The following is a 17,076-nucleotide window of genomic DNA, read 5'->3' as shown; positions in this document are numbered from 1 at the left end:
GGAGCGACCAGGATCACCGCGCGGACGCGTACGCCTCTCGCTTCAGGGGATAGCATGGGCACGTACGGGTACCCCCGGGGGTATGCCGGGAGAGAGCGAGGAGGCGCGCGGTGAAGCTGCGACCCGAGATGACGAGCGACGCCCTGACCCGCCTGAAGCGGGCCCGGGGCCAGCTCAACGCGGTCATCGAGATGATGGAGACCGGCCAGGACTGCCGCGAGGCGCTGACCCAGCTCGCGGCGGTGTCGAAGGCGATCGACCGGGCCGGCTTCAAGATCATCGCCTCCGGCATGCGCCACTGCACCGCCGCCCGCGAGCGGGGCGACTCCCCGGAGATGACCGAGGAGGAGCTGGAGAAGCTCTTCCTCGCCCTCGCCTGACCACCACCGGAAGAAACGCACCGCACACGTTGCGTGACAGTGCCGTGTGCGGGTAGACAGATTGCACACGTCAACACCCCCGACGTGTGTCCGCCGCATACCCCCCGGGGTATTTTATCCCACAAGGAGCACGGCAATGGCAGTTGAGGTGTCCGTCATCGCGACGTCCTCGCTCGGCGACCGCAGCTACCTGGCCTCCGACGGCACGGTGGCGATCGTGGTCGACCCGCAGCGCGACATCGACCGGATCCTGTACCTCGCGGGCGAGAAGGGCGTACGCGTCACCCACGTGGTGGAGACCCACATCCACAACGACTACGTCTCCGGCGGCCTGGAGCTGGCCCGGCTGACCGGCGCCCGCTACCTCGTCGCCGCGGACGACGAGGTCGACTTCGACCGGACGCCGGTGGCCGACGGCGACACCGTGCCCGTCTCCGGCGCGCTGCGGCTGCGGGTGCTCGCCACGCCGGGACACACGTTCCACCACCTGTCGTACGTGCTCGACGAGGCCGACGACTCCGGCTGGCGCCCGGTCGGCGTCTTCACCGGCGGCTCGCTGCTCTTCGGCACCACCGGGCGCACCGACCTGCTCGGCGGGGAGCACGCCCACGAACTCGCCCACCACCAGCACGCCTCGGCCCGGCGCCTGGCCGACCTACTGCCCGACGGCGCCGAGGTGTGGCCCACCCACGGCTTCGGCAGCTTCTGCTCCGCCAGCCAGGCCGACGCGCCCGAGTCGACAATCGGCCGGGAGAAGCGGGCGAACCCCGTGCTGCGACTCGCCGCCGACGAGTTCGTCACCGAGACCCTCGCCGGGCTCGACGCCTACCCGGCGTACTACGCCCACATGGGGGTGGCGAACCTCGCCGGCCCGGCGCCGGTGGACCTCACCCCGGTCGCCAGGGCCGACGCCGCCGAGCTGTGGGAGCGGATCGCCGCCGGCCAGTGGGTCGTCGACCTGCGCCACCGCAAGGCGTACGCCACGTCGCACCTGGCGGGCACGGTCGCCCTCGGACTCGACGGCCCGATGTCGACCTGGCTCGGCTGGCTCATCGACTGGGGCGCGCCGCTCACCCTGCTGGCGGAGACCGAGGAGCAGGTCGCCGACGCCCAGCGCGAACTGGTCCGCATCGGCATCGACCGGCCGGCCGCCCAGGCCACCGGCGACCCCGACCGGTGGACCACCGGGCCGGGACAGCTCCGCGAGCTGCGGATGGCCGACTTTCCCGCGCTGGCCGCCGCCCGGGCCGGTGACACCCCGGCGGGGCTGCCCACCCCGGACGTGGTGCTCGACGTCCGGATGACCAACGAGTGGACCGCCGGTCACGTCGAGGGCGCCGTGCACATCCCCCTGCCCGACCTGCCCGGGCGCCTCGCCGAGGTGCCCGCCGGCACCGTCTGGGTGCACTGCGGCTCCGGGTACCGGGCCACGGTCGCCGCGTCCCTGCTGGCCAACGCGGGCCGCGAGGTCGTCGTGATCGACGACAAGTTCGGCCGGGCCGGAGCCGCCGGAGTCGCCATGAGCCCCGGCGACGCCTGACCGACCCCGCACCGCCGACCCCGCCCCCTGCGTACGCCACCGGTCGTCCGCGCGGCGACGCGCGCCCGCCGCCGAGCGGCGCCGGTCCGGCTCACCCTGCCCTTCCACGGGCGATCGACCCCTGAACGAGGAGCGATGACCACCTCACCGAGCGCCCTGCCCACCCTCGACGCCGCCACGCTGCGCGAGCTGATCGACTCCGGCCGCGCTCCGCGCATGCTGGACGTGCGCACCCCCGCGGAGTTCGGGACGGCCCACGTCCCCGGCGCCCACAACGTGCCGCTCGACGTGCTCAGGGAGCACCGCGAGGAGCTGCGGCGGCACCTCGACGAGACGGTGGTGCTCATCTGCCGCTCCGGGGCCCGCGCCACCCGGGCCGGGCAGGCTCTCGCGGGCGTCGGGCTGCCCGACCTCAGGATCCTCGACGGCGGGATGACCGCGTGGCAGGCCGCCCGGGGACCGGTCCGACGGGGCACGCCCCGCTGGGAGCTGGAGCGGCAGGTCCGCCTCGTCGCCGGCTCGATCGTCCTGCTCAGCGTCCTCGGTTCGGTGTTCGTACCCGGCCTGAAGTGGGTCGCCGGCCTCATCGGCGCCGGCCTCACCTTCGCCGCCGTCACCGACACCTGCGCGATGGGCATGCTGCTCGGCAGGCTCCCCTACAACCGCGGCGCGAGCTGCGACGTGGAGACCGTCGTCGGTCGGCTCGGAGACCACCCGACGCCCCGGCCCCTGCCGTGACCGGCAGCCTCGCGCTGACCGTCGGGCTGGCCGTCCTCATCGGGACGAGCCTCGGCCTGCTCGGCGGCGGCGGGTCCATCCTCGCCGTGCCGCTACTGGTCTACGTGGCGGACCTGCCGGCCCGCGAGGCGATCGCCACCTCACTGCTCGTCGTCGGGGTGACCAGTGCCGTCGGCGCGCTGCCGCACGCCCGGGCCGGCCGGGTCCGGTGGCGCACCGGCCTGCTCTTCGGGGCCGCGGGCATGGCCGGCGCGTACGGCGGCGGACGCCTCGCCGCGTTCGTCCCGCCCGCCGTCCTGCTCGCCGGCTTCGCCGTCATGATGATCGCCACCGCGACGGCCATGCTGCGGGGCCGACACGACGGCCCCGGGCGGCAGCGGCGTGAGCTGCCCGTGGCGCGGGTGCTCCTCGACGGCGTCGTGGTCGGACTGGTCACCGGGCTGGTCGGCGCGGGCGGCGGGTTCCTGGTGGTGCCGGCCCTCGCGCTGCTGGGCGGCCTGCCGATGCCGGTCGCGGTCGGCACCTCGCTCGTGGTCATCGCGATGAAGTCGTTCGCCGGGCTGGCCGGCTACCTGTCCACCGTCGACATCGACCCGGGCCTGGCCACCGCCGTCACCTCCGCGGCCGTGCTCGGCAGCCTGGCCGGCGGCCGACTGGCCGGACGCGTCCGCGAGGACGTGCTGCGCCGGACGTTCGGCTGGTTCGTGGCGGCGATGGGCGTGTTCGTCCTGGCCGGGCAACTGCCCGCACACCTGCGGACGGACCCCCTGCTGTGGACCGTCGCCCTGGTGGCGGTGGCGGCGGCTACGGCGGTCGCGGTCGTGCGGCGCCGCCGCTTCGGCCGACCCGACCGGCGGGACCGGCCCGACCATCGGAGCCCACCCGACCGGCGGGACCGGCCCGACCGTCAGAGCCCACCCGACCATCGGGACCGGCCCGCCCGTCAGAGCCCACCCGACCATCGGGACCGGCCCGACCGGACGTAGCGGAATTGCACGTCCGACAGGCAGACCTCCGCCGCCTCGACCCTGACGCGCACTTGACCGTTCTGCGGCTCGGGCACCGGCACCGACTCCATCCGCAGCGCCCGTTCCGTCAGGTGCAGCCGTCCGGCCAGCATGTCCGCCACCGCGCGCCCCCTGCCCGGCCCCCGGTCGGGTGGCCTTCGACGGGTGGGCATACCCGGCCGGGCGGGAGGAATGCGCATGCCGGCCGCCGGGGCCCGGGGCGGCGGCGGGTAGCATCCGGGCCCGTGGGCGTGCGATTCGAGGAACTGGCCTGGCGGGAGACCCCGATCGGCCTCATCAGCCTGCGCCGGCGCCGCGACCCGTCGCTCGACGTCGAGGTGTACGAGGTCAAGCTCGACGACGAGTACCTGATGTCCAGCCTCTTTCCCGTCGCGGAGATCGAGCTGGCCCGGCTGGGCCTGGCTCCCCTGTCCGGGCAGGGGCTCGACGTGGTCGTCGGCGGCCTCGGCCTCGGCTACACCGCCCGCACCGCGCTCTCCGACGACCGGGTCGGCTCGCTGCTGGTGGTGGAGGCGATCGAGGACGTCATCGACTGGCACCGCCGGGGGCTGCTGCCCTTCGCCGCCGGGCTGGCCGCCGACCCGCGTACCCGGTTCGTGCGGGCCGACTTCTTCGCCGCGGTGGCCGACGGCACCGGCTTCGACCCGCGGGAGCCGGGGCGGCGGTTCCACGCCGTGCTGCTCGACGTGGACCACTCGCCGCGCAACGTGCTGCACCCCGGCCACGCCCCCTTCTACACCCCCGACGGCCTGCGCCGGCTCGCCGCCCACCTGCACCCGGACGGGGTGTTCGCCCTCTGGTCGGACGATCCGCCCGATGCCGACTTCGAGGCCGTCCTCGCCGAGGTGTTCCGCACCGCGCGGGCGCACGTCGTCCCGTTCGCCAACCCGCTGACCGGCGGGCAGTCGGCCAACACCGTCTACGTCGCCCAGCGCTGACGCGGTCACCGGACACCCCGGCGGGCGACGCCGGAACGCTGCGCCTCCTGGACGAGAGCCGCGGAAACGGGACGGCCCGCCGCCCCACAGGGCGAGGTACACCGACCTGAACAGCGGACGCCGCGCCTGATCGGGACGGACGCTTCCCGTCCGCACCGCCACATCCATTCGTGATCTTGGACAGTTGTCGTTACCTGAGGACGACAACTGTCCAAGATCCATCCTGTCGACCAGCGGCGGAGCGGCCGGCCGACACACGTCCGCCGGCACCGACGAGCCAGGTAGCCGGATGGTCGGCGGACCGCCGCGGCCCTCCGGCGCGGAGGATGTCGGCGGAGCGTCGCGGCCCTCCGGCGCGGAGGAGGTCGGCGGAGCGTCGCGGCCCTGCGGGCGTGCGCGGCGTACTCCCGTACCGCCGGCTTCCGGGCGGCGCTGGACGCGGTGCTGGCCGACGCGGCGGCCCGGACCACGACGGTGAGGTCAGCGAAAGTGTGCGCCACCGGCGTGCCGCGCGAGGACTTCGCCGGTCGTGGCGGCATGGCCGGGTGCGGGCCGGGAAGGCAGACGGCCAGGCCGCGCCGTGCGGCCGGAGTCACGGGAGGTGGACATGCGAGCCATGCTCTGGGCCGTCGGCGTCGTCGCCGGCGCGCTCATCCTGCTCGGGCTGCTGCTGGAGGCGGTCCGCTGGCTGGTGATCATCGGTGTGGTGGCGCTGGTCGCGGTCGTCGTCCTGGGGGTGGTCAAGGGCCGGCGGGCGGTGCGCCATTCCGCGGGGCACCGCTGACGTCGCCTGCCCGAGGCCGAGGCACAGCAGCATGCCCGCGACCGGTGCCGCCCGGGGACCCCGACCGCTACCTACGAGACCGTAGGTTACCGTTAAGTAGGAAGCGGTCCGGCGCGGGCGGAGGAGAGACATGGACCTGAGTGCCGAGCGGCCCTGGCTGCGCAGCTACGCCCCGGGCGTGCCGGCGACCGTCGCGCCCTCCGACGAGTCGCTGGTCGACCTGCTGCGCGACGCCGCCCGCCGCTTCGGTCCCCGGATCGCCCTGGACTTCTTCGGCGCCACCACCACTTACGCCGACCTGCACGACCAGGTAAGCCGGGGGGCCGAGGCATTGCGCCGGCTCGGCGTCGGCCGGGGCGACCGGGTGGCGCTGGTGCTACCGAACTGCCCGCAGCACGTGGTCGCCTTCTACGCCGTGCTGCGGCTCGGCGCGGTGGTGGTCGAGCACAACCCGCTCTACACCGCGCAGGAGCTCACCCGGCAACTCGCCGACCACGGAGCCCGGGTCGCGGTGGTCTGGGACAAGGTGGCCCCTCTCGTCCGCGACAGCGCGGGCGCGACGGCCGTCGAGACCGTGGTCGCGGTGGACCTCACCCGGGCCCTGCCCCGGCGCAAGCGCTGGGCGCTGCGGCTGCCGCTGGCCCGGGCGCGGGCCACCCGCGCGGCGATGACCGGGCCCGCGCCCGGTGCGCTGTCCTGGGAAGGGCTGGTGGCCGCGGCCACCCCCCTCGACGCCGCGCATCCCGCCCCCGGGCCGGACGACACGGCGCTGTTGCAGTACACGGGCGGCACCACCGGCACGCCGAAGGGCGCCATCCTGAGCCACCGCAACCTGCGGACCAACGCGGCGCAGGGCCGCGCCTGGGTGCCGGGCCTGCGCGACGGCGAGGAGACGGTGTACGCGGTGCTGCCGCTGTTCCACGCGTACGGGCTGACGCTCTGCCTCACCTTCTCGGTGGGCATCGGCGCCACGCTGGTGCTGTTCCCCCGCTTCGACCTGGACCAGACGCTGGCGGCGGTGCGTCGCCGGCCGCCGACCTTCCTGCCCGCCGTCCCGCCGATCTACGAGAAGCTCGCCACGACCGCCCGGGAACGCGGGATCGACCTCTCCTCGGCCCGGTACGCCATCTCCGGCGCCATGGCGCTGCCCCCGGCGACGGTCGAGCTGTGGGAGTCGGTCACCGGCGGGCTGCTCGTCGAGGGCTACGGCATGACCGAGACCTCCCCCGTCGCGCTCGGCAACCCCGTCTCCCCCGCCCGCCGGCCGGGCACGGTCGGCGTGCCGTTCCCGTCCACCGACATCCGCATCGTCGACCCCGAGGACCCGTCGCGCGACCGCTCCCCGGGTGAGGCGGGCGAGCTGCTGATCCGGGGGCCGCAGGTGTTCGCCGGCTACTGGAACCGCCCGGCGGAGACGGCGGCGGCGCTGCTGCCCGACGGCTGGCTGCGCACCGGGGACGTCGTGGTGGCCGACGCCGACGGCTTCGTCCGCGTGGTCGACCGGATCAAGGAGCTGATCATCACCGGCGGGTTCAACGTCTACCCGTCGGAGGTGGAGGACGCGCTGCGCCGCGTTCCCGGCGTCCGCGACGCCGCGGTGGTCGGCCTGCCCGGCGAGCACGGCGGCGAGGAGGTGGTGGGGGCGGTCGTCCTGGACGAGGGCGCCGAGCCGCCTGACGAAGCCAGCCTGCGAGCGGCGTGCCGGCGGCACCTGGCCGGGTACAAGGTGCCCCGCCGCGTGGTCGTCGTCAAGGACCTGCCCCGCTCCCAGATCGGCAAGGTCCTGCGCCGCGAGGTCCGCGACCGGCTGCTCGCCGACGGCTGAGACCGCCGGGCCCGGCGCTCCGGTGGTGGGTGAGGCGGTGTCGTGGGCCGGGCGGTGCAGCCGCGGGTGGTGCGGATCGGGGCGGGCGGCCGGCAACCCGCCGGCCGGCACCCCGTCGGGCGGCACGGTCGCCCCGGCTGCCGGGCGGTCAGGCGACGGGTGGGCCGGCCCGCAGGACGCGCCGGGCCCGGCGGCGGTCGAGCCACCGTGGCTCGGGCGGGTCCGTCGGATCGACGCCGGTGACCAGATCCAGCAGGATCAGCGCCCAGAAGCCGGCCGCGCTGAGCATGTTGCGGGCCCGGCCCGGCTCCGGCGCTCCCGGCGGCAGCACGACCTGCGCCCACCGCCAGGCCACCCAGGCGATCTCCCGGTCCGGGTGGTGCCGACCGGAGCGGCTGAGCAGCCGGACCTCGCGTCGCGCGGGAGCCGGCAGCCGCCACCAGCGCCGCAGGGTCTCCAGCCGTTCCTCGGCTCCGTCTGCGGGCGGCGGAACGGTCACGTCACCGGGGTTCATGGCTGGCAAGGATAGGCGGGCCGCGCACCGACCAACCCGGCGGGACCGCGCTCCCGGCGGGGGCCGGTGGGACAGCGCTGCCTGCGGGGGCGGCGGGACCGGCGGGACCGGCCGGGGGCGGCGGGACCGGCGAGGGCGGGTCAGAACCAGTCGTCGCGCATCTCCAGCGTGGTCCGGTCGAGGCTGTCCAGCAGGTCGAACTGCGGCCCGGTGCGGGGCAGCTCGTGCCGGAAGAAGTACCGGGCGGCCTGCCGCTTGCCGGCGTGCAGGTCGGCGTCCGGGCCGTCACCGGGACCGCCGGCTGCCTCGACGACGAGAAGCTGCTCCAGCCACATCCACGCGATCACCACGTGGCCGACCGCCTCCAGGTAGACGATGGCGTTGGCCAGCGCCACCTCCGGATCGCCGGTGCTCCACAGTCGCCGGGTGACCAGGGCGACCCGGTCGAGGGCGCCGCCGAGCGGGGCGGCCAGCTCGGCGGCCTCGCCCCCGGCCTTCCACGCGCGGCTGGTCGTGGCCCGGACCGTCTCCACCAGCAGCGCCAGCCCGGCCCCGTCGCGCATGGTGACCTTGCGCCCCAGCAGGTCCAGCGCCTGGATGCCGTGGGTGCCCTCGTGGATCGGGTTGAGCCGGTTGTCGCGCCAGTGCTGCTCGACGTCGTAGTCGCGGGTGTAGCCGGAGCCGCCGTGCACCTGGATGGCCAGGTCGTTGGCGGCCAGGCACCACTGCGACGGCCAGCTCTTCGCGATCGGGGTGAGCACGTCCAGCAGCAGCCGCGCCCGCTCCCGGTCCGCCGCGTCCGGCGCGGTCTTCTCCTCGTCGAGCAACCGACCGCAGTACAGGACGAGCGCCAGGGCGCCCTCCACGTAGCTCTTCTGCGCCAGCAGCATCCGGCGCACGTCCGGGTGGGCGACGATGGGCACCTGCGGCGTGGCCGGGTCCTTGTCGGCCAGCGGTCGGCCCTGTGGCCGCTGGCGGGCGTACGCGAGGGACTTGAGGTAGCCGGTGTAGCCGAGGGCGGTGGCGCCGGCACCCACCCCGACGCGCGCCTCGTTCATCATGTGGAACATCTGCGCCAGGCCCTGGTGCGGCTCGCCGACCAGGTAGCCGACCGCGCCGGGGCGCCCGCCGGGCCGGTGCACGCCCTCGCCGAAGTTGAGCAGCGTGTTGGTGGTGCCCCGGTAGCCCATCTTGTGGTTGAGGCCGACCAGCACGACGTCGTTGCGGGGGCCGAGCGCGCCGTCGTCGCCCAGCAGCACCTTCGGGACGATGAACAGCGAGATCCCCTTGACCCCGGGCGGGCCGCCGGGGATCCGGGCGAGCACCAGGTGGACGATGTTCTCCGACAGCTCGTGGTCGCCGCCGGAGATCCACATCTTGGTGCCGTGCAGCCGGTACGTCCCGTCGTCCTGCGGCTCGGCGCGGGTGGTGATGTCGGCCAGCGAGCTGCCGGCCTGCGGCTCGGACAGGCACATCGTGCCGAAGAAGCGCCCCTGCACCATCGGGCGGACCCAGGTGTCGATCTGCTCGGGGCTGCCATGCGCCAGCAGCAGGTTGGCGTTGCCGAGGGTCAGTAACGGGTACGCCGAGGTGCCGGCGTTGGCGGCCTGGAGCCAGGCGAAGCAGGCGGCCCGTACGACGTGCGGCAGTTGCATGCCGCCGACGGACGCGTCCATGCCGGCGCCCAGCAGCCCGGTCTCGGCGAAGACGTCGAGAGCCTCCTTGACCTGCGCGATGGTGTGCACCCGGCGGCCGTCGAAGGTGGGCTCGGCGAGGTCGGCTGCCCGGTTGTGCGGGGCGAACCGCTCGACCGCGACCCGCTCGGCGAGCTCCAGCACGGCGTCGAAGGTCTCCCTGGAGTGCTCGGCGTAGCGGTGCCGCTCGGTCAGCCGGGTCACGTCCAGCCAGTCGTGCAGCAGGAAGCGCAGGTCGCGACGGGAGAGCAGGGTGGACACGGGTCTCCTTCCGTCGACGGGCGGGCCGTCGGCCGCGGCGCGGCCCGGCGATGCCCTCGCGCAGGTCATCCTGTCTGATCCGGCCGGCCACCGCATCACCCGACGCCCATGCCCTCGCTACCGGCGGCGGCGCGGACGGCGGCTGTCGTGATGGGCGGAGCAGGGCATAACACCGCAATCCGGACAGGTTCTTGCCATATCGATAGACAGGTCCCTATCCTCGCTGGAAAGCGCTTTCCGGGCACGGGCGACGGCATCACGACAGGCGGAACGGGCGGAGCACGATCACGGCGGCCTCGCGGCCGACGACCTCGACGGTCGAGGCCGGGCGGAACCGCCGACCCGCTCCACATCGAGAAGAAACACCCCCACAGCCGGGTCGACGAGCGACCCGTCCGGCGGCCGGCGGCACGGCGGCAGCCTCGACGGCCCCGCCGGCCGGACCACGGCATGTGGCAGCAACACCCGGCATTTCATACGAAGGTGAGGCAAGGATGAGACGACCAGTCGCACTGCGACTCCAGGTGGCACTGGCCACGACAGCCGTCGGGGCCGCGCTCGGCGTGGCGGTCCTGCCGATGCAGCAGGCGTCGGCAGCCGCCGGTGCCGCCACCGGCTATGCGACCCAGAACGGCGGCACGACCGGCGGCGCGGGCGGGCAGACGGTACGGGTCAGCACGGGCACCGGGATCCACACGGCCCTGTGCACCCGGGCCAGCAGCAGCACCCCGATCATCATCGAGGTGCAGGGGACCATCAACCACGGCAACACCGCCAAGGTGTCGGGCGACAGCTGCAACACCGCCGCCGGCGTGATCGAGCTCAAGCAGATCAGCAACGTGACGATCATCGGGGTCGGCAGCGGAGCCGTCTTCGACCAGTTGGGCATCCACATCCGCGACTCCAGCAACATCATCATCCGGAACGTGACGGTCCGGAACGTCAAGAAGTCGGGCTCGCCCACGTCCAACGGCGGTGACGCCATCGGCATGGAGAGCACCGTCCGCAACGTCTGGGTCGACCACGCCACCCTGGAGGCCTCGGGCGGGGAGTCGGAGGGGTACGACGGCCTCTTCGACATGAAGGACAACGTCCAGTACGTGACGCTGTCGTACAGCATCCTGCGCAACTCCGGCCGTGGCGGCCTCATCGGGTCCAGCGAGAGCGACCGCTCGAACGGCTTCGTCACGTTCCACCACAACCTGTACGAGAACATCGACTCCCGTACGCCCCTGCTGCGCGGCGGCATCGCGCACATCTACAACAACCACTACGTGAGCCTCCACGAGTCCGGCATCAACTCGCGGGCCGGGGCCAGGGCCAAGGTGGAGAACAACTACTTCCGGAACTCCAAGGACGTCCTGGGCACCTTCTACACCAGCGAGGCCGGCTACTGGCAGGTCGCCGGCAACGTCTTCGACAACGTGACCTGGTCCAGCCGCAGCGGCGACCACAACCCGGCCGGCCCGAACCCGGTGTCCAACACCAGCGTCAGCATCCCGTACTCCTACAGCCTGGACGGGGCCGCCTGCGTGCCGGACGTCGTCCGCCAGACGGCGGGCGCCAACACCGGCCTGCGGGAGTCGAACGGCAGCTGCTCGCCGCAGACGCCGGCACCGACGCCGACCACCCCCACCCCGGGGCCGACCACCAGCCCGACGCCCGGGCCGACCAGCAGCCCCACCCCTGGGCCGACGAACCCGCCCAGCGGGAGCAACCTCAGCATCGGCGCCGGCTCCGACGGCTCCAGCAAGGCCGACGGCACGAGCTACGGCAACGTGCGCGACGGCAGCCTGAGCACCCACTGGTCGCCGTCGGGCGCGACCGGCGACATCTCGATCAAGTGGGGTTCCGCCACCAGGGTCGCCCGGGTCGTCATCCGTGAGCCGTCGGGCACCCAGGGCAGCATCGGGTCCTGGCAGCTCGTCAACAACGGCACCGGCGCCGTCCTGGCCTCCGGCAGCGGGGCGGGCGTCATCACCTTCACCGCGACGTCCCTGACCAAGATCACCTTCAGGATCACCGGTTCGAGCGGCGCGCCGAAGGTCGCCGAGTTCGAGACCTACGCCAGCTAGTTGCCAGCTCCCGCTGCCGTCCGGGACCGGCGACCCGGGCCCGGACGGCAGCGGCGACCCAGTCCCCGGACGGCAGCGGCGGCCCGGGCACGGACGGCAGCGGCGGCCCGGGCACGGACGGCAGCGGCGGCCCGGTTCCCCGGGTGGCAGCGGCGGTCCGGGCCCGGACGGCAGCGGCGACCCCTCCGGCGTCGGCGCGGCGAGCGCCGCCGCCACCTGTCCCCCGGGCAACGGGCGACGGGCAACGGGCGACGGGCAACGGGCGAGGAGGTCAGGCCACCTCGGCGAGCAGATTGTCGACGAGGTCGCGCGGCAGCCCGTGGGTGTCGTGCAGATCGCGGTAGTCCGCCCCGGTCAGCGGTCCCCGGGACCGGCGCCGGGAGACCACCGGCCGCCCGCGTCGCAGCAGCTCCCGGAACCGCCGTTCCTCGACGGAGAACACGTCCCGCACCTCGGCCACGCCGACGGACTGGCGGAACCCGTCGAGGGTGTGCCGTACCGGCCCGGTCGGCAGGTCGGACAGGGTCCTGGACGCGTCGTCGCGCCACAGCGTGGTGAGCGTCCGGCGCAACAGCCGGCGCAGCACGTAGCCGCGGCCGGTGTTCGAGGGCCGTACGCCGTCGCCGACCATCGCCACGCCCGTGCGCAGGTGGTCGCCGACGAGGCGCAGCGACGTGTCGCGCAGGCCCCACACGTCGGACACGTCGCGCACCCACGGCACGAGGCCCTCGCCCTCGTGGACCGAGCGGTGCCCGCGCAGCACCATCTCCAGCCGTTCGAGGCCCATCCCGGTGTCCACGTTGGGCTGGCGCAGCGGCGTCAGTCGGCCGTCGGGGTGCCGGTGGTAGCGCATCCCCACGTGGTTCCAGACCTCCATCCACCGCTCGTCGGTGCCGGGGGTGCCGTGGGGCGGGCCGTCGCCGGTCCAGACGAAGATCTCGGTGTCGGGCCCGCACGGCCCGGTCGGGCCGTTGGACCACCAGTTCTCCTCCCCGGTCAGCTCCACGGGCACACCCAGCTCACCCCACGTGCGCAGCGAGGGCTCGTCCGGGCCGACCCGGTCGTCGCCGCCGAAGACCGTCACGTGCATCCGGTCGTGCGGCACGCCGAAGCCGTCGCGCAGCAGCTCGTAGCCCCACCGCACGCTGCGGGGCAGGTCGTAGTCGCCGAGCGACCAGGAGCCCAGCATCCGGAACAGGGTCAGGTGGGTGGAGTCGCCCACCTCGTCCAGGTCGGTGGTGCGCAGGCAGCGCTGCACGTTCACCAGCCGCCGGCCCAGCGGGTGGGGCCGACCCTCCAGGTAGGGGGTCAGGGGGTGCATCCCGGAGGTGGTGAAGAGCACCGGGTCGCCCGGCGGCGGGATCAGGGAGCCGTCGGGCACGAGTTCGTGGCCGCGCTCGCGGAAGAAGTCGAGGAAGGTGCGGCTGATCGGGTCGTACGTCATGGTGGTGGCCTTTCCGGGTGGGACGACCGGAAAGGGTCCGCCGCCGGGGACCGGCGGGCCGACGGGAACGAGAAAGCCGGCGGACCGTTTCCGGTCGCCGGCGGGTGATGGTGAGGTCAGGCGGCGGCGACCGACGAGCGCGAAGCTCGCGCGGCCGCGGCGGCGAAGAAATGCCTGATCTCCATGCCCCGACTGTACGGGGACGCCGCGCCGCCGCCCAGCGCGTTTCGCGGCGGGCGGCGGCGTCGGGGGCGGGTCAGACGCCGGACGTGGCGAGCGCCGGCGCGGGGCGGTCGTCGACCCGGCGGGGCGCCTTCCGGTTCGGCAGCGACAGCCGGACGACCTTCTTCCACGCGGAGAAGACCTGCCGGGGCAGCGAGCCGGTGGTGTACTTCAGCCCGTAGCGGTCGAACAGGGCCCGCACCTCGGGGGCGATCTCCTGGTAGCGGTTGCTGGGCAGGTCCGGGAAGAGGTGGTGCTCGATCTGGAACGACAGGTTGCCGGTCATGATGTGCATCAGCCGGCTGCCGCTGATGTTGGCCGAGCCGAGCATCTGGCGCAGGTACCACTCGCCGCGGGTCTCGCCCTCGATCGAGCGCCGGGAGAAGGTCTCCACGCCCTCCGGGAAGTGCCCGCACATGATCACCGAGTGGCTCCACAGGTTGCGCAGGAGGTTGGCGGTGAAGGTGGCGGCCAGCGTGTGCAGGAACGAGGGCCCGGACAGCAGCGGGTGCAGCACGTAGTCCTTGAGCACCTGCCGGCGGATCTTGCGGCCCACCGCGCGGGCCCGGGCCCGGAACTCCGGCTTCTTGTGCCGGCCCTTGCGCAGGTTGCGCCCCAGCTCCAGGTCGTACGCGGCGATGCCGTACTCGAAGAAGCAGGCGTTGATGAAGTTCCACAGCGGCTGCCCCAGGTGGAACGGGTGCCACCGCTGGTCCTCGTCGACGCGCATGATGCCGTAGCCGAGGTCGTTGTCCTTGCCGAGGACGTTCGTGTACGTGTGGTGCAGCTCGTTGTGCGAGTGCTTCCACTGGTCGGCGGGCGAGACGTGGTCCCACTCCCAGGTGGTGGAGTGGATCTTCGGGTCGCGCATCCAGTCCCACTGGCCGTGCAGGACGTTGTGGCCGACCTCCATGTTCTCCAGGATCTTGGCCGCGGTCAGGCCGGCCGTGCCCACGATCCAGGCGGGCGGGAAGAGGGAGAACAGCAGCACGACCCGGCTGCCCAGTTCCAGCTTGCGCTGCGTCGAGATGACCCGGCGGATGTACGCGGCGTCCCGCTCGCCCCGGTCGGCGACCACCCGGGCGCGGATCGCGTCGAGTTCCCTGCCGATGGTCTCGATGTCCTCGGCGGTGAGGTGGGCGATCGGGTTGTCGGGCTTGTTCTGGATCACGGTCACGTCAGGTACTCCGGTCAGTGGTCGATGTCGCAGGGGCCGGCCGCCGCCGACACGCAGGTCTGGATGCGGACGCCGTCGCCGGGCACCGCCGTGGTCAGTTCCCCGTTGCGCAGGTCCCGGACCGCGCCCTGGCGCAGCGGCAGGACGCAGCCGAAGCAGATGCCCATCCGGCAGCCCGAGGGCATCAGCACCCCGGCGTTCTCGCCGGCGTCGAGCAGCGGGGTGGCGCCGTCGGCGTCGACGGTGACGCCCGAGCGGGCGAAGGTGACGGTGCCGCCCTCGCCGGGCGAGATGACGGTCGGCCGGAACCGCTCGGTGTGCAGCCGGTCGCCGCGCCCCCCGGCCGTCCAGTGCTCCTCGAGGGCGTCGAGCAGGCCGAGCGGGCCGCAGGCCCAGGTCTCCCGGTCGAGGTGGTCGGGCACGAGGCGGTCGAGGTCGGCCACGGTGAGCAGCCCGTCGGTGTCGGTGTGCCGCTCCACCAGCCGGATCGCGCCCCGCGCGGCCAGGTCCCGCAGCTCGGCGCCGAAGATCACGTCGGCGGGGGTCGGCGCCGAGTGCACCACGACGACGTCGGCGTCGCCCGCCACGCCGGCGCGCAGCATCCCCATCACGGGGGTGACGCCGCTGCCCGCGGTCACGAAGAGCACCCGGGCCGGCGGCCGGCCCGGCAGCACGAAGTCGCCCTGGGCCTGGTCGAGCTGGACCAGCGTCCCGGGCCGGGTCCGCCGGACGAGATGGTTGCTGACGACCCCGTCGGGGATGGCCTTCACGGTGACCGAGATCGGCCCGCCCCGGCGCGCGGGGGGCGAGGTGACCGAGTAGGCCCGCCACTGGCGTACGCCGTCGACGTCGACGCCGAGGCGGACGTACTGCCCGGGGGTGTGCCCGCGCCAGTCGCGGCCGGGCCGGATCACCAGCGTCGCCGCGTCGGCGGTCTCGGGACGCACGGCGAGGATCCGGCCGCGCAGGTCGGCGCCGGAGCGCAGCGGGGCGACCAGGTCGAGGTAGTCGTCGGGCAGCAGCGGGGTGGTGACCGACGCGGCCAGCCGAAGGATCCGGCCCCGCAGGGCCGCCTTCCCGGAGGGGTTCGGGACGGTGGTGGTCATGATTCGATGGTCGCGGCAGAATGGCATAAAATCTTGACCTGCGAAGGTGAACCGGACGAGGCTTTTTGTGCGGAGGGAACAAACGTGTCCGAACGCTCGGAGGCCACGCGGCGCGCGGCCCGCCTCGAGTTGGACGTCCGGGTGGCCGGCGCGCTGCACGACCGGCTGCCCCTGCTCGCCGAGCGCACGGTGACCGCCATCACCGCCGAGGTGCCCAGCTACTCCGGCGCCCTGACCGGTCAGATGCGCGAGAAGATCGAGACTGCGGTGCAGATCGCGCTCGGCACGTTCCTCCAGCTCATCGGCCGTTCCCACGGCGGCGACCCGAGCACCCCGCTGGTCGGCGCGCTGGAGGCCGCGTACGCCCTCGGCAGCGGCGAGGCGCGCTCCGGCCGGAGCATGGACGCCCTGCTCGCCGCGTACCGCGTCGGCGCCCGCGTCTCCTGGCGGGAGATGTCCACCACCACCGTGCAGGGCGGGTCGTCCGCCGCCACCGTCGCCGAGTTCGCCGAGCTGATGTTCGCGTACATCGACGAGCTCTCCGCCGCCAGTGTGGCCGGGCACGCCGACGAGCTGGCCAGCGCCGGCCGGGCCCGGCGACGCAACCTGGAGCGGCTCACCCAGCGGCTGCTCGCCGGGGAGCCCGAGGAGGCGCTGCTGCGCAGCGCCGAGCGGGCCGACTGGCCGCCGCCGCAGACCCTCACCGTCGTCCTGCTGCCCCGGGCCAACCTCCGCGCGGCGCTCGCCCGGCTGCACCCGCACACCCTGGAGAGCGGCGACGACCTCCCGGCGGGCGGGGCGGGCGAGGACCTGGCGGTGCTGCTGGTGCCCGACACGCACGGGGAGCGGCGGCGGCAGCTCGCCCGGGTGCTGCACGGCCGCCGCGCCCTGCTCGGCCCCGCCCGGCCCTGGGCCCTGGTCGCCTCCTCCTACCAGCGGGCGGTCCGGGCCCTGTCGCTCGGCCTGCGCCCGGCCGACGACGGGCCGGCGCTGGACACCGAGGAGCACCTGGCCGAGCTGGTGCTGAGCACCGACCCGGAAGGGCTCGCCGACCTGCGCGCCCGGGTCCTGGCGCCGCTCGCGTCGCTGCCGCCCGGCACCGCCGACCGGCTCGCCGAGACCCTGCGCTCCTGGCTGCTGCACCAGGGCCGGCGCGACGACGTGGCCGCCGACCTCTTCGTGCACGCGCAGACCGTCCGCTACCGGATGGGCAAGCTCCGCGAGCTGTACGGCGAGCGCCTGACCGACCCGGCGACCGTCCTCGACCTCACCCTCGCCCTGGCCTTCCCACCCCGGGCCGAGGCCGACGACCCAGCCCCCTGACCGGACCGGCCGCTCCCCTGCGCGGCT

At 74.1% G+C, this 17,076-nt stretch carries 13 protein-coding genes and 1 pseudogene; 9 read left to right on the top strand and 5 right to left on the bottom strand.

Annotation, left to right across the window (positions count from 1 at the left end):
* The first annotated feature begins 110 nt into the window (after nt 1–110).
* The 7 genes and pseudogenes from OG989_RS20140 to OG989_RS20110 all read left to right on the top strand — a co-directional run bounded on the left by OG989_RS20140 (nt 111) and on the right by OG989_RS20110 (nt 7,233).
* Nucleotides 111–380 (top strand): metal-sensitive transcriptional regulator, encoded by a 270-nt coding sequence (locus tag OG989_RS20140; protein WP_151454694.1) that lies wholly within the window; start codon nt 111–113, stop codon nt 378–380.
* Between the two features lie 136 nt (nt 381–516).
* The gene (locus OG989_RS20135) at nt 517–1,920 is read left to right on the top strand and encodes an MBL fold metallo-hydrolase (RefSeq protein ID WP_327028075.1); all 1,404 of its coding nucleotides are present in this window, start codon (nt 517–519) and stop codon (nt 1,918–1,920) included.
* A gap of 135 nt (nt 1,921–2,055) precedes the next feature.
* Nucleotides 2,056–2,658 (top strand): rhodanese-like domain-containing protein, encoded by a 603-nt coding sequence (locus OG989_RS20130; protein ID WP_151454696.1) that lies wholly within the window; start codon nt 2,056–2,058, stop codon nt 2,656–2,658.
* A pseudogene (locus OG989_RS20125) lies at nt 2,655–3,518 on the top strand (sulfite exporter TauE/SafE family protein); the annotation flags it as partial. The gene OG989_RS20130 and the pseudogene OG989_RS20125, both read left to right, overlap by 4 nt.
* A gap of 392 nt (nt 3,519–3,910) precedes the next feature.
* Complete coding sequence (locus OG989_RS20120; protein WP_311410157.1) at nt 3,911–4,624, top strand: spermidine synthase; 714 nt, start codon at nt 3,911–3,913, stop codon at nt 4,622–4,624.
* A gap of 607 nt (nt 4,625–5,231) precedes the next feature.
* Nucleotides 5,232–5,408 (top strand): hypothetical protein, encoded by a 177-nt coding sequence (locus OG989_RS20115; RefSeq protein WP_327028074.1) that lies wholly within the window; start codon nt 5,232–5,234, stop codon nt 5,406–5,408.
* 130 nt (nt 5,409–5,538) lie between these two features.
* Complete coding sequence (locus OG989_RS20110; protein WP_327028073.1) at nt 5,539–7,233, top strand: long-chain-fatty-acid--CoA ligase; 1,695 nt, start codon at nt 5,539–5,541, stop codon at nt 7,231–7,233.
* A 148-nt stretch (nt 7,234–7,381) separates the two neighbouring features.
* On the opposite strand, the gene OG989_RS20105 is transcribed toward OG989_RS20110, so the two are convergent.
* Both OG989_RS20105 and OG989_RS20100 read right to left on the bottom strand, forming a co-directional pair.
* Nucleotides 7,382–7,747, bottom strand: a complete 366-nt coding sequence (locus OG989_RS20105) for a hypothetical protein (RefSeq protein WP_151457840.1) — start codon at nt 7,745–7,747, stop codon at nt 7,382–7,384.
* A gap of 140 nt (nt 7,748–7,887) precedes the next feature.
* Nucleotides 7,888–9,702 carry an acyl-CoA dehydrogenase gene (locus OG989_RS20100; RefSeq protein ID WP_327028072.1) on the bottom strand — a complete coding sequence of 605 codons (1,815 nt, stop codon included), beginning with the start codon at nt 9,700–9,702 and terminating at the stop codon, nt 7,888–7,890.
* A 494-nt stretch (nt 9,703–10,196) separates the two neighbouring features.
* Between OG989_RS20100 and OG989_RS20095 the strand changes: the two genes are divergently transcribed.
* Entirely contained in the window at nt 10,197–11,777 is a 1,581-nt protein-coding gene (locus OG989_RS20095) for a pectate lyase family protein (protein ID WP_327028071.1), read from the top strand.
* A gap of 271 nt (nt 11,778–12,048) precedes the next feature.
* Here the strand turns inward: OG989_RS20095 and OG989_RS20090 are convergent, their stop codons facing one another.
* The 3 genes from OG989_RS20090 to OG989_RS20080 form a co-directional block, all read right to left on the bottom strand.
* Nucleotides 12,049–13,221: an alanine--tRNA ligase-related protein gene (locus tag OG989_RS20090; protein ID WP_327028070.1), complete on the bottom strand. Its 1,173-nt coding sequence runs from the start codon at nt 13,219–13,221 to the stop codon at nt 12,049–12,051.
* Nucleotides 13,222–13,477: 256 nt separating this feature from the next.
* Nucleotides 13,478–14,620, bottom strand: a complete 1,143-nt coding sequence (locus tag OG989_RS20085) for a fatty acid desaturase family protein (protein ID WP_327028069.1) — start codon at nt 14,618–14,620, stop codon at nt 13,478–13,480.
* Nucleotides 14,621–14,634: 14 nt separating this feature from the next.
* Nucleotides 14,635–15,726, bottom strand: coding sequence for a ferredoxin reductase (locus OG989_RS20080; RefSeq protein WP_327028068.1), 1,092 nt, complete (start codon nt 15,724–15,726; stop codon nt 14,635–14,637).
* Between the two features lie 84 nt (nt 15,727–15,810).
* Here OG989_RS20080 and OG989_RS20075 point away from each other — a divergent pair, with 84 nt between their 5' ends.
* On the top strand, nt 15,811–17,049 hold the full coding sequence (locus OG989_RS20075) for a PucR family transcriptional regulator (RefSeq protein ID WP_327028067.1): 1,239 nt from the start codon (nt 15,811–15,813) through the stop codon (nt 17,047–17,049).
* Nucleotides 17,050–17,076: the final 27 nt, after the last annotated feature.

The organism is Micromonospora sp. NBC_01740 (assembly GCF_035920365.1).
GTDB lineage: Bacteria > Actinomycetota > Actinomycetes > Mycobacteriales > Micromonosporaceae > Micromonospora > Micromonospora reichwaldensis.
This window is presented reverse-complemented; position numbering and strand designations above follow the sequence as displayed.